Annotated in this window: 10 protein-coding genes and 2 tRNA genes; all 12 read right to left on the bottom strand. The window is 66.1% G+C overall.

The genetic code is table 11. From position 1 onward, the window contains the following. Positions 1-39: 39 nt before the first annotated feature. The 12 genes from RY94_RS05950 to dnaA all read right to left on the bottom strand — a co-directional run bounded on the left by RY94_RS05950 (position 40) and on the right by dnaA (position 12,933). Positions 40-960 (bottom strand): DMT family transporter, encoded by a 921-nt coding sequence (locus tag RY94_RS05950; protein WP_043442684.1) that lies wholly within the window; start codon positions 958-960, stop codon positions 40-42. Positions 961-1,048: 88 nt separating this feature from the next. Continuing rightward, positions 1,049-1,121: transfer RNA gene (locus tag RY94_RS05945), tRNA-Ala, on the bottom strand. Positions 1,122-1,165: 44 nt separating this feature from the next. After that, positions 1,166-1,282 carry a DLW-39 family protein gene (locus RY94_RS18335; RefSeq protein ID WP_231554433.1) on the bottom strand — a complete coding sequence of 39 codons (117 nt, stop codon included), beginning with the start codon at positions 1,280-1,282 and terminating at the stop codon, positions 1,166-1,168. A 38-nt stretch (positions 1,283-1,320) separates the two neighbouring features. After that, a tRNA-Ile gene (locus RY94_RS05940) sits at positions 1,321-1,394 on the bottom strand. Positions 1,395-1,481: 87 nt separating this feature from the next. Beyond that, complete coding sequence (locus RY94_RS05935) at positions 1,482-2,012, bottom strand: DUF3566 domain-containing protein (protein ID WP_043442681.1); 531 nt, start codon at positions 2,010-2,012, stop codon at positions 1,482-1,484. Beyond that, on the bottom strand, positions 2,009-4,678 hold the full coding sequence (gene gyrA / locus RY94_RS05930; RefSeq protein WP_043442678.1) for a DNA gyrase subunit A: 2,670 nt from the start codon (positions 4,676-4,678) through the stop codon (positions 2,009-2,011). The genes RY94_RS05935 and gyrA overlap by 4 nt, the downstream gene beginning before the upstream one ends. 67 nt (positions 4,679-4,745) lie before the next feature. Further along, positions 4,746-6,785 carry a DNA topoisomerase (ATP-hydrolyzing) subunit B gene (gene gyrB, locus RY94_RS05925; protein ID WP_269429728.1) on the bottom strand — a complete coding sequence of 680 codons (2,040 nt, stop codon included), beginning with the start codon at positions 6,783-6,785 and terminating at the stop codon, positions 4,746-4,748. Between the two features lie 244 nt (positions 6,786-7,029). After that, complete coding sequence (locus tag RY94_RS05920; protein ID WP_082046094.1) at positions 7,030-7,656, bottom strand: DUF721 domain-containing protein; 627 nt, start codon at positions 7,654-7,656, stop codon at positions 7,030-7,032. After that, entirely contained in the window at positions 7,649-8,938 is a 1,290-nt protein-coding gene (recF, locus tag RY94_RS05915; RefSeq protein WP_082046093.1) for a DNA replication/repair protein RecF, read from the bottom strand. Before recF ends, RY94_RS05920 begins: the two co-directional genes overlap by 8 nt. A gap of 10 nt (positions 8,939-8,948) precedes the next feature. Beyond that, positions 8,949-9,845, bottom strand: coding sequence for a phosphogluconate dehydrogenase (NAD(+)-dependent, decarboxylating) (gene gnd, locus RY94_RS05910; protein WP_043442670.1), 897 nt, complete (start codon positions 9,843-9,845; stop codon positions 8,949-8,951). 64 nt (positions 9,846-9,909) lie between these two features. After that, positions 9,910-11,034 carry a DNA polymerase III subunit beta gene (gene dnaN, locus RY94_RS05905; RefSeq protein ID WP_043442667.1) on the bottom strand — a complete coding sequence of 375 codons (1,125 nt, stop codon included), beginning with the start codon at positions 11,032-11,034 and terminating at the stop codon, positions 9,910-9,912. A 483-nt stretch (positions 11,035-11,517) separates the two neighbouring features. Continuing rightward, a complete protein-coding gene (gene dnaA, locus RY94_RS05900; RefSeq protein WP_043442664.1) occupies positions 11,518-12,933 on the bottom strand; it encodes a chromosomal replication initiator protein DnaA in 1,416 nt (471 codons plus the stop codon). Positions 12,934-13,347: the final 414 nt, after the last annotated feature.

Below are 13,347 nucleotides of genomic sequence, written 5' to 3'. Positions count from 1 at the left end.
TTTAACATCCTAAATCACGCATATAACGAATCAAGCATACTACTCGCCACCCATTGCGGGTGGGGGTGCGACCGCTGTCCCTGCCTCGGCAGGGGACCGGCGCGCCTTCCGTCGCTGCTGACCGCGTATGACGATGGCCAGGCCGACCAGGATGAGCGCCAAACCGCCGTAGGTGCCGAGCGGGAGCTGCTCGCCGAGGAACACCGCGGCGAGGATCGCGGCTCCGGGGATCTCGAGCAGGATGATCATGGAGACCACGAGCGGGCTCATGACCGCCAGGAGATGGTTGAAGACGGAGTGGCCCATGATCTGGGCCAGCAGGGTGACCGCGAGGATTCCCGCCCAGGCCGCGGGGCTGAAGCCGACGATGGGCTGCCCGGTAGCAGCACACAGGGCGAGCAGGATCATGGCGCAGGCGCCGTAGCAGAGCGTGGTGTAGGTCCCCGTGGACATGGTCCGCCGGGCGGCTGCTCCGGCCATCTGGTAGACCGCGGCGAGGGCTCCGCCGGCGAGGGCCAGCAGGTCGCCGAGGAGTGCCTCCCGCGACAACGAGAGATCGAATCCGGTGATGATGACGACGCCCGCGAAGGCGACACCGAGTCCCGCCACCACCGCGGCCTGCGGCCGTGATCCCAGGAGGGCGTTGAAGAGCGCGATCCAGGCCACCTGGAGGCAGACGAGAGCGGTGGCGGCCGCGACGGAGGTCAGCTTCAGTGCCGTGATGAAGCACGCGAAATGGAGGGCGAGTGCTACGGCCGCGATCCCGAGTCGCCGGTACTCCGCCCGGGTCAGGGCGGCGAACTCGGCCCTCTTGGACACGAGTGCCGGCCCTCCCATCAGCGCGGCACCGAGCAGGTTGCGCCAGAAGGCGATGGCCAGGACCGGCGCTATGGTGGCAGCCATGATCGGTCCGGACGCCGATACCCCGATGACGCCGAGGATCGAGAGGAAGATAGTCACCCGGCAACTGTAGGGCACGGTATCCGCGGCCCGTGATCCGACCCGTCAACGCGAAAAGTCCCGGCCATCGGCCGGGACTTTTCTTCGGTGGAGGCACGGGGACTCGAACCCCGAACCCCCTGCTTGCAAAGCAGGTGCGCTACCAATTGCGCCATGCCCCCGAAGTGAACGTGGTCCGGTGGATCCCGGACGCTGTTCCCTGAAGCTAGACCACGTCGTCCGTCTCACTGCTCCAGACGCTCTTGCTTTTCTCCGAATCCTTCCACCGCTTGTACACGAGGACACTTGCGGCAGCCGCTGCTGCGACGAGCAACTTCTTCACGACAGTCTCCTTGCGGCTTCCTGCGAGTGGTGGATCCGTGGGCGTACCAGGACTTGAACCTGGGACCTCTTCGTTATCAGCGAAGCGCTCTAACCGCCTGAGCTATACGCCCCGATACCTCTTCGGGCCGAGATACGACTTTACAGTAGTGTCTCGGCTTTCTTCAAATCGCCCGGGGGGCGCCGAAGAGGCCGGTCTCCTAATCGTCGGTCAGCGTGACGCCGATACCGCCGACGAGGGTGGACGAGATGTTGTACAGCACGGCCGAGAGCATGGCCAGGGCGGTCAGGAGCACGACGTTCACGACGGCGATGATCGTCGCGAAGGAGAGGACCTGCGGCAGGGAGGCGAACTGGCGGAGGTCGAACCCGCCGCTCTCCGATCCTGCGATCTCGCGGAGCAGTTCGTTCACGCCGTCGAAGATCCCCGTCAGGTCGAGGACGGTCCAGATCACGAAGGACGCGACCACGGTGACGATCCCGAGCGCGACGGACAGCAGGAAGGACATCTTCAGGACCGACCACGGATCGACCTTGCTGACGAGCAGCCGGGCCTTCCGGGCCTTCGCCTTCGGAGCGGGCTTCACGAGCCCGGGACGCTGCCCCGGACGGGCGGCCTGTCCACCGGATGCGGGCCGCTGTGGCGGACGCGCGGGAGCATTCACGCGCGGCGCACCGGACGTGCGCACTTGTCCGCTGGACGGCCGCGGGTTGGTGTTGGCCGAGCTCACTCGTTACCTCCGTGTTCGGGCGACTCAGCGTCGGGCTCAGCCATCTCCTCTGTCGACAACCGTACTTCATCGGCTGTGAACTCCGCAGGATCGTCCTGCGGGGTGATCGTGCCTATCATGTCGACGTCCGGGCTGGCTTCGGCAGGATCGTCGATGAGGCCCTCCTCGACGGCGACGCTGCGCTCACTGTTCCGCGCGACGGCGATGATGCGGTCGGTCTTGTCGGGCTTCGCGAAGATGACACCCATGGTGTCGCGACCCTTCGCCGGGACTCCCGCCACCGCGGATCGGACCACCTTGCCGCCACCCATGACCACGAGGACCTCGTCCTCTTCCTGGACCACGAGCGCTCCGACGAGGTCTCCGCGCTCCTCGGCCAGTTTCGCGACCTTGATGCCCAGTCCGCCACGGCCCTGGACGCGGTAGTCGTCCACCCTGGTCCGCTTCGCGAAGCCGCCCTCGGTGACGATGAAGACGTAGGAGTCGTCCGTGACCACGTTCGCGGCCAGCAGCTCGTCGTCCGGGCGGAACTTCATGCCGGTCACGCCCGAGGTGGCGCGGCCCATGGGCCGCAGGGCGTCGTCGTCGGCCGTGAACCGCAGCGACTGTCCCTTGCGGGAGACGAGCATGATGTCGTCGTCGCCGGACACCAGTTGCGCGGAGACGAGTTCGTCGTTGTCACGCAGGTTGATGGCGATCACGCCGGCCGTGCGGTTGGTGTCGTAGTCCTCGAGGCGTGTCTTCTTGACGAGACCGCGCTTGGTGGCGAGGACCAGGTAGGGCGACTGCTGGTAGTCGCGCAGGTCCAGGACCTGGGCGATCGTCTCGTCCGGCTGGAAGGCGAGGAGATTCGCCACGTGCTGGCCCTTGGCGTCCCGTGCCGCCTCGACGAGTTCGTACGCCTTGGCGCGGTAGACCCGGCCCAGGTTGGTGAAGAACAGGAGCCAGTGGTGGGTGGTGGTGACGAAGAAGTGCTCGACGACGTCGTCGCCGCGCAGCTGTGCACCCCGGATGCCCTTGCCGCCACGCGCCTGCTGACGGTAGTTGTCGCTCCGCGTGCGCTTGACGTATCCGCCGCGGGTGATGGTGACGACCATCTCCTCCTCGGGGATCAGGTCCTCCATGCTCATGTCGCCGTCGTAGCCCATGAGGATCTCGGTCCGCCGGTCGTCGCCGAACTTGGCCACGATCTCCGCCAGTTCGGTGCTGACGATGCCGCGCTGCACGTCCTCGGAGGCGAGGATCCGGTTGAACTCCGTGATCATCGACTCCAGTTCGGCATGGCGGTCCTGGATCTTCTGCCGCTCGAGGGCCGCGAGGCGCCGGAGCTGCATGTTCAGGATGGCCGTGGCCTGCAGCTCGTCGATCGAGAGCAGCTCCATCAGCCCGTCCCGGGCCTGCTCCGTCGTGGACGAGGCGCGGATCAGCGCGATGACCTCGTCGAGGGCGTCGAGGGCCTTCAGCAGTCCGCGGAGGATGTGGGCTTCCTCCTCCGCCTTGCGCAGCCGGTACCGTGTGCGGCGCACGATGACCTCGAGCTGGTGGGTCACCCAGTGGCGGATGAACGCGTCGAGGCTGAGCGTGCGGGGCACGTCGTCGACGATCGCCAGCATGTTGGCACTGAAGTTGTCCTGCAGCTGCGTGTGCTTGTAGAGGTTGTTGAGCACCACCTTCGCGACGGCGTCGCGCTTCAGCACGATCACGAGGCGCTGGCCGGTGCGGCCGGACGTCTCGTCGCGGAGGTCGGCGATCCCGCTGACCTTGCCGTCCTTGACGAGTTCCGCGATCTTGATGGCGAGGTTGTCGGGATTCGCCTGGTAGGGCAGTTCGGTGACGACCAGGCAGGTCCGGTTCTGGATCTCCTCGACGTTGACCACGGCCCGCATGGTGACGGAACCGCGCCCCGTCCGGTAGGCGTCCTCGATGCCCTTGTGCCCGAGGATCTGGGCGCCGGTGGGGAAGTCGGGTCCCTTGATGCGGACGATCAGCGCTTCGAGGAGCTCTTCCTTCGTGGCGTCGGGGTTCTCGAGATACCACTGGACCCCGTCGGCCACTTCGCGCAGGTTGTGCGGCGGGATGTTGGTGGCCATGCCGACGGCGATACCGGAGGATCCGTTGACCAGCAGGTTCGGGAAGCGCGACGGGAGGATCGTCGGCTCCTGGTTCTTGCCGTCGTAGTTGTCCTGGAAGTCGACGGTCTCCTCGTCGATGTCCCGCACCATCTCCATGGCGAGCGGGGCCATCTTCGTCTCGGTGTATCGCGGTGCCGCGGCGCCGTCGTTGCCGGGGGACCCGAAGTTCCCCTGGCCGAGCGCCAGCGGGTAGCGCATCGTCCAGTCCTGGATGAGGCGCACCAGGGCGTCGTAGATCGCCGAGTCGCCGTGCGGGTGGTACTGCCCCATGACCTCGCCGACCACGCGGGCGCACTTGTTGAACGACCGGTCCGGCCGGTAGCCACCGTCGAACATCGCGTAGAGCACGCGGCGGTGCACGGGCTTCAGCCCGTCGCGGACATCGGGCAGGGCCCTGCCCACGATGACCGCCATTGCGTAGTCCAGGTAGGACCGCTGCATCTCCGTCTGCAGGTCCACCTGCTCGACGCGGTCCGTCAGGACCTCGCCCTCGATGGGCTCGTCCGGTCCGTTGCCGGTGATGTCGTCACTCATGAATCAGTTCCGTTCGTGGAAGGTTCTCAACCGCAAAGATCACTCGACCGCAGGCCGGGTGCGGACCTCAGATATCGAGGAAACGCACGTCCTTGGCGTTCTGCTGGATGAAGTTGCGGCGGGATTCGACGTCCTCGCCCATCAGGACGGAGAACACCTGGTCGGCGGCTGCGGCGTCGTCCATGGTCACCTGCAGGAGGGTGCGGTGGTCCGGGTCCATGGTGGTGTCCCACAGTTCCGTGTAGTCCATCTCGCCGAGGCCCTTGTAGCGCTGGATCCCGTTGTCCTTGGGCAGTCGCTGGTTGTTCGCCATGCCCATCTTGATGACCTCGTCGCGCTCCCGGTCGCTGAACACGTAGTCGTGCTTCGCGTTGGACCACTTGATCCGGTACAGCGGTGGCTGCGCGAGGTACACGAAACCGTTCTCGATGAGCGGCCGCATGTAACGGAACAGCAGGGTCAGCAGCAGCGTCGTGATGTGCTGGCCGTCGACGTCGGCATCGGCCATGAGCACGATCTTGTGATACCGGGCCTTGTCCACATTGAAGTCCTCGCCGATCCCCGCGCCGAAGGCGGTGATCATGGCCTGGACCTCGCTGTTGCCGAGGGCACGATCGAGGCGGGCACGCTCCACGTTCAGGATCTTGCCGCGCAGCGGCAGGATGGCCTGGGTCTCGGGATTCCGGCCGCGGACCGCGGAGCCGCCGGCCGAGTCACCCTCGACGATGTAGATCTCGGACCGCGCAGGGTCCTTGGACTGGCAGTCCTTGAGCTTGCCGGGCATGCCGCCGGATTCCAGCAGCCCCTTGCGGCGCGTGGACTCGCGCGCCTTGCGGGCCGCAAGGCGGGCCTGCGATGCCTGGATCGACTTCCGGATGACGTCGCGGGCCGGCCCGGGGTTGCGCTCCAGCCAGTCACCGAGCTGGTCGGTGACCACCCGCTGGACGAACCCCTTGGCCTCGGAGTTGCCGAGCTTGGTCTTCGTCTGCCCCTCGAACTGCGGCTCCGACAGTTTGACGGAGATGACGGCGGTCAGGCCCTCGCGGATGTCGTCACCCGTGAGGTTGTCGTCCTTCTCCTTGATGATGTTCTTCTCGCGTGCGTACTTGTTGATCAGCGTGGTCATGGCCGCACGGAAACCCTCTTCGTGCGTCCCACCCTCGTGCGTGTTGATCGTGTTCGCATAGGTGTGCACGCTCTCCGAATACGCCGACGTCCACTGCAGGGCCACCTCGACGGCCATCCTGCGGTCCGTGTCCTCGGTCTCGAAGGCGATCACGTCGGGGTGGATCACATCCACCCGCTTGGAGGAATTGAGGTGGCGGACGTAGTCGAGCAGCCCGTTCTCGTACAGGTACACGACGGACCGGTGCTTCGGCTCCCCGTCGGAGTCCTGCGCACTCTCGACCTCCGCGACCTCGTCCGTCTCCACGACGTCCACGCGCTCGTCCGTCAGCGTGATGCGCAGTCCCTTGTTGAGGAATGCCATCTGCTGGAAGCGTGCGCGGAGTGTCTCGAAGTCGAACTCGGTGCTCTCGAAGATTGAGTCGTCGGGGTAGAACGTCTGCGTGGTGCCCGTCTCGGACGTCTCCTCGCCCTTCCGCAGCTCGCCGACGGGCTTCCCGCCGTCCGCGAAGGACTGCATCCACACGTGGCCCTGGCGTCGCACCACCGTCTCCACGCGTTTGGACAGCGCGTTGACCACGGAGATACCCACGCCGTGCAGGCCACCGGACACGGCGTAGCCTCCGCCGCCGAATTTGCCGCCGGCGTGGAGGATGGTCATGACCACTTCGACGGTCGGCCGACCCTCGGTGGGGTGCATGTCCACGGGGATCCCTCGCCCGTTGTCGACGACCTTCACGCCGCCATCGGCCTGCAGTGAGATCTCGATGTGGTCGCAGTATCCCGCCAGCGCCTCGTCGACCGAGTTGTCCACGACTTCGTAGACGAGGTGGTGGAGGCCGCGGGGCCCCGTCGATCCGATGTACATGCCCGGGCGCTTCCGGACCGCTTCCAGTCCCTCGAGCACCGTGATCTCACTGGCGCCGTAGGCGTGTTCGGTGGCCGCCTCCAGGATCGGGGACTCGCCATCGCCTATTTTCACGTCGCTCGCATTCAACTCGTTCTCGTGTGCCACAGGCGTAGACGGCTCCTCAACTGGATCGACCAAAACAATCTTCCCTATTCTACCCTGCGGAGGGCCCGAGTCCGGCGCGAACACCCCTTCATTGGCCAATAAACCCGCGTCAGACCGGACGGCAGTACCATCCGTGAGCCCGGATACGACTGCCGGGGCCCTGATTGCGCTACAGGCCGCTCAGCGGACAGCGCAATCGGGCCGTCGGAGATCACCCGTACGTGTCCCGCGGTCCACGGCCCTTGACGGACCGTCCGCCCTTGCGCCAGCTCGGAGCCGCGGGGCCGATGACCGACAGCCGGGTGACGACGCCCGCGCCGAGTTCGGCTTCGAAGCGCTGCAGCACCTGTGGGGTGATGAGACGCAGCTGCGTGGCCCAGGCCGTCGAATCACACCGGACCAGCACGGTGTCCGCGTCGAAGCTCTCCGGGACGCAGTGCGCCGCGATGTCGGTCCCGACGATCTCGCTCCAGCGCGACAGCACCGATCCGATCGCGACCGGTGACTTCCATCCCCGCTCGGCGAGCATCCGCGAGAAGACGTTGCCCACGCCCTCCGGGTCCCTGCCCCCGTACACCGGCTCGGGGGAATACCGGCGTCGCGTCGTCTTCGCCGACCGCTTCGACGCCGCCTCGCGCGGCGTACCCCTGGCCTGTGATGCGCTTCGCAGCCGGTTGAGCAGGGCCTGCGGGGCATCCTGGTCCGGGAACTCCTCCGTCGCATCGGCCGTCCGGTGCGCTCCGTCGCCCTCCCGCGTACTCCGGGGTGTTCGGTCACCGGAGGCCTGCGGGTCCTGTCCGTCCGCGGGAGGAATGTCTCCTGACGCCTGGTCAGACATCTATTCCTCCAGCGGCATCAATATCGGCGACGGAGTGCTGATCGGCGGTCTCCGGAGTGACGTCACCGGTTCCGTTCGTGCCGTCACCGATGTCCCCACCGCCGACGATGGCTCCGGGTACCACCCGGAGCTGCCGTCCGGCGAGGGCCGCCGGGATGTCGTCCCCCACGGCCGCGGTGACGAGGACCTGTTCGGCGGGTGCCACGATGGCAGCGAGCCGGGTGCGCCGCTGAGCATCGAGTTCCGCGAAGACATCGTCGAGGATGAGCACGGGATCGCCGCCCGGCGTCCGGTCCTCCTCCAGCAGCAGGTAGTAGGACGCGAGCCGCAGGGCCAGGGCCGTGGACCAGGTCTCGCCGTGGGAGGCGTATCCCTTCACGGGTACGCGTCCGAGCATCAGCGCGAGCTCGTCACGGTGCGGGCCCACGAGGGAGATCCCGCGCTCGAGTTCCTTCTTGCGGTGGCGGAGGAGACCGGTGACGAACAGGTCGGTGAGCGCACCCTGGTCGAGGTCCCCCAGGCCGTCGTCCCCGGTCCGCCCCAGCTCGGCGTCGCCCTCCGCCGAGGGGTCCGACGACGGCGAGACGCTCGAGACGTAGGCGATGTCCGCGGGTTTGGAGCCGTCCGTCAGCTCCCGGTAGGCGCGCTGTACGTGCGGGCGGAGCTTGTCCACGAGGGCGAACCGCGCCGACAGCAGGCGCGCGCCGGATTCGGCGAGGTGCTGGTCCCACACATCGAGGGTGGCCTCGTGCCCCGTCGAGAACCGGCCGGCAGCACGAGCCGATTTGAGCAGGGCGTTGCGTTGCTTGAGTACCCGCTCGTAGTCCGCCCGCAGCGCGGACTGGTGCGGCAGCAGCGACACCATGACCTCGTCCAGGTACCGGCGCCGTACCGATGGATCACCCTTGGCGAGGGTGAGGTCCTCGGGAGCGAAGAGGACCGTCTTCAGGATCCCCGCGGCGTCCCTGGCCCGCACGGGATTCGACCTGTTGATCCGTGCGCGGTTCGCGGCGTCGGCGTTGATCTCGACCTCGACGCTCGTGCGCTGCGTTCCGCGGACCAGCTTGCCCCTGATGATCGCCCGTTCCTCGCCGAAGGCGATGAGTGGCTTGTCCGTGCTGACCCGGTGTGAGGACAGCGTCGCGAGGTATCCGACCGCCTCCACGATGTTGGTCTTCCCCACACCGTTCGGCCCGACGAAGACGGTGATGCCGGGCTCGATGGCGGTGTCGAGCTGCCCGTAGCTCCGGAACCCGGTGAGCGAGAGGTGCTCAACGTACACCGGAGCGCACTTACTCGGGCTTCGGCTGGGCGGGCTTGACGGCGTGTCCGCCGAACTGGTTGCGCAGCGCTGCGACCATCTTCATGGACGGTGAGTCCTCCTGGCGTGAAGTGAACCGCGCGAACAGGGCGGCGGTGATCGCGGGAGCCGGGATCGAGTTGGCGATGGCCTCCTCGACGGTCCATCGGCCTTCACCCGAATCCTCCACGTACCCTGCGATCGTCGCCAGGCGTGGGTCCTCCTCCAGTGCCTTGACCACCAGGTCCAGCAACCAGGAGCGGACCACGGTGCCCTTCTGCCACGCTGCGAAGGTGCCATGGACGTCCTTCACGATGTCCTTGGCCTCGAGCAGCTCATAGCCTTCGGCGTAGGACTGCATGAGTCCGTACTCGATCCCGTTGTGCACCATCTTGGCGTAGTGCCCGGCTCCGACGTCGCCGACGTGCACGAAGCTCTCCGCGCGATCACCCTCGGGGCGCAGTGCGTCGAAGACCGGGAGGGCCACGTCGATGTCCTCGTCGCTGCCTCCGGCCATCAGGCCGTATCCGTTCTCCAGGCCCCAGATGCCGCCGGAGACACCGCAGTCGAGGAAACGGATGCCCTTCTGGGCGAGCAGCGCCGCGTGGATCTGGTCATCGGTGAACCTGGAGTTGCCGCCGTCGATGACGAGGTCGTCCTCGGCCAGGAGCTGTGACAGTTCGGTGATGACGGCATGCGTGATCTCGCCGGCAGGGACCATCACCCAGATGAGCCGAGGGACCGGCAGGGAGGACACGAGTTCCTCGAGGCTCGACACGTCCGTGCGATCGGGAGCGCGGTCGAAGCCGGTGACCTCGACGCCCTTGGCCCGGAGCCGTTCCCTCATGTTGAATCCCATTTTGCCGAGACCGACGAGACCGATGTGCATGAGCTCTCTTTCTGGTGACGTGTTCTTCCGGCCGTCGGCCGGGTCCTGGGACCTGACGGTCCGGTTACAGATTGGGCAGCCGCACGGGCATCAGCAGGTACCTGTAGTCTTCCCTGTCCTCGCCCGAGGCGTCCTCCTGCGCGGAGATGACAGCGGGCTTCGGGGGCGAGGTGAACGAGAACCGCACGTACGGGCTGTTGAAGGCCCCGAGGCCCTCGCTGAGGTAGTGCGGGTTGAAAGCCACCGTGATGGCGTCGCCGTCGAGCGTCGCCTCGATGGCTTCGGAGGCCTGCGCGTCCTCCCCGGTCCCGGCGTCCAGGGTGACCTGTCCTTCCGAGAAAGCGAGGCGCACCGGGGTGTTGCGTTCGGCGACGAGCGAGACGCGGCGCACTGCTTCCACGAGCGCGCTGGTCTGCACCGTCGCGTGGATCGGGGTGGTGGCGGGGAACAGCGACCTGATCTTGGGATAGTCGCCGTCGACGAGCAGCGACGTGGTCCGGCGGCCGCCGGACTCGAAACCGATCAGTTCCGAGTTGTCGGACAGGGCGATGTTCAGTTCGCCGGCCCCGCCGAGGGTCTTGGCCACTTCGCTGAGGGTCTTGGCCTTGACGAGGGCGCTGGTGGAGATGCCCGGGGTCGACGGCTTCCAGGCGACCTCACGGAGGGCCAGACGGTAGCGGTCCGTGGCCAGCAGCGTGATGAGGTCGTCCTCGATCTCCATCCGCACGCCGGTGAGGATCGGCAGGGTGTCATCACGGCTCGCCGCGATGATGACCTGCGATACCGCCAGGGCGAAGGCGTCTCCATCGACGACACCGCTCACGTCCGGAAGCTTGGGGAGTTCGGGATATTCCCCTTCGGGCATAGTCGCGAGGTTGAAGCGGCTGTTGCGGCACGTGAGCGTCACCTTGGAGCCGTCGGTCGCCACTTCCACGGGTGCGGAGGGCAGGCTCCGGCAGATGTCGGCAAGGAGGCGTCCCGAGACGAGGATGGTGCCTTCCTCGAGGACGTCGGCAGGGATCTCGAGGCGGGCCGAGATCTCGTAGTCGAAGCTCGCGAGGCTCAGCATGCCGCCTTCGGCCTTGATCAGGAGGCCTGCGAGGACCGGCACGGGTGGGCGTGGGGACAGGGAACGGGCGGTCCAGGACACTGCCTCCGCAAGTACATCCCGCTCAACTCTGAATTTCACGGAGCAGTGCCGCCTTTCGCCAGATCAAAAAAACAGCCACCGGCGAACAGCCGGCGGATGGTCGGGTCCGATGCCTTGACGGATGTCCCCACGGCACGGGAACTACAACCCTACTGGGTCAAAGCTTAGCCGGATAGCGAGCCCGCGCAGCGGGGTCCGTCGGGGCGGTGTGCGGGATGTCCGGGACGTGGAATGTTATTTGACGAGCTTTTGAAGTTTAAGGTTCGTAGTGTTAATAACTGCTGTGGATTCTGTGGATAACGTCGCTGGTCCGTGCGACGCCGCGGATTTTGCCTGTGGACAAGGTGTGTGTCGAGCCGACGGCCTGCAGGGGGCGGCTGTGGGCAGAATCCTTGTCATTCCGCGCATCCACAGGCAGGTGGGTGGTTATCCTCAGGTTGACCCGGGATGTCCCCCCGGTTATCCACAGCTGTGTCCACACCTGTTAATTACTGCCGGTGCGTCCAGGAGCCCCGCCGGGGGTCAGGCTTCCCGCTGCTTGTGCTTGATCCGGTTGGTCAGTTCGGTGACCTGGTTGAAGATCGCCCGGCGTTCGGCCATGAGTTCCCGGATCTTGCGGTCGGCATGGATGACCGTGGTGTGGTCGCGTCCGCCGAGCTCCTGTCCGATCTTCGGCAGGGACATGTCGGTCAGTTCACGGCAGAGGTACATCGCGATCTGCCGCGCAGTCACGAGGGTCCTCGTCCGGGACTTGCTGCACAGCTCCTCCATGCTGATCTGGAAGTAGTCGGCCGTCTGCGCCATGATCACCGTCGACGTGATCTCCTGTGCTCCGTCGGCCGAGATCAGGTCCTTCAGGACGATCTCCGCCAGGTTCACGTCCACGGGCTGGCGGTTCAGGCTGGCGAAGGCCGTGACCCTGATCAGGGCGCCTTCGAGTTCGCGGATGTTCGTGGCGATCTTCGAGGCGATGTACTCGAGCACGTCATCGGGGGCGCTCAGGCTGTCGCTGATCGCCTTCTTCCGGAGGATGGCGATGCGCGTCTCCAGTTCGGGAGGCTGGATGTCTGTCAGCAGGCCCCACTCGAAGCGGGAGCGCATGCGTTCCTCGAACCCGATGAGCTGCTTGGGCGGCAGATCGGAGGTGATGACGACCTGCTTGCTGTGGTTGTGCAGGGCGTTGAAGGTGTGGAAGAACTCCTCCATGGTCCGGTCCTTGCCGGAGAGGAACTGGATGTCGTCGATCAGCAGGATGTCCACGTTGCGGTAGGTCTGCTTGAAGCTCGAGCCCTCGTCGTCGCGGATCGAGTTGATGAAGTCGTTGGTGAATTCCTCGGAGTTCACGTAGCGGACCCGGATGCCGGTGTAGAGGTGCCTCGCGTAGTGGCCGATCGCGTGCAGGAGGTGGGTCTTGCCCAGCCCCGAGTCGCCGTAGATGAACAGCGGGTTGTAGGCCTTCGCCGGGGCCTCCGCGACGGCCACCGCAGCAGCGTGGGCGAAGCGGTTCGAGGACCCGATGACGAAGGTGTCGAAGATGTACTTCGGATTGAGCCGACCGAACTCGTGCGAATTGCTGGGGGGCGTCGGAGACGGTTTGGCTTCACCCTTCGGTTCCGGGGATGGCTGCTCCGCGGGTTCCTGTTCCGGGACGTCCTCGGTGACGGGGGTCAGCTCGGGGTCGATGACGAACGCGCACTGGATGTCCTCGCGGAACACGTCGCGCAGGGCTTCGTCGAGGGCCCCCTTGAGCTGGGTCTGCAGCACTTCGCGCGTCAGTTCGTTCGGGACGGCGATGAGCATCGTCGTCCCGATGAGCCCCTGAGCCTGGGCGAGGACCATGAAGCCGCGCTGGCGGGGGGTGACGCGGTCGTCCTGTTCGAGGGTGCGGATGACCTTACGCCAGGAGCTCCCGACGTCGTTTACCTCATCTGTACCCACTAAGACCCCTCTTGGCTGTGCTTCCAGTCGAAAATGTCCGTCATCCACAGAGTTGTGCACATGGCGTGGATAAACGGACCAGAGGCAAGACTAGAGGATGAAAAGTACAGAAGATAGCGGACTGGCGCGGGTCGCGGGCCCCTGTGAGGTGTGGTGGGTGAGCTCGGCGGGGGTGCGTGTAGGGTGATTCGAGTCCCGGTTGTCCACAGGGCGGTGGAAAACTCGTCCACAGGCTGTGCGCCGGCTCCCAGCCGGTCGTCCGCCCCGAGTTTGACGCCCGTCGACGCTGTCCCCTACCGTTATGTAGTCCAACATGTCTGCATTTCGCATGCCATCACAGGTGTTCCCGGGTACTAAGAGGCCTCGGGATGTGACAGCTCTTCCCGCGAATGTCGGATGTACACCTTCATCGCG

Origin of the sequence: Arthrobacter sp. L77 (assembly GCF_000816565.1) — a bacterium.
In the GTDB taxonomy this organism is placed as follows: Bacteria; Actinomycetota; Actinomycetes; order Actinomycetales; family Micrococcaceae; genus Arthrobacter_D; species Arthrobacter_D antioxidans.
Note: the sequence above shows the minus strand (reverse complement) of the source record. Positions and strands in the feature narration are given on the sequence as shown.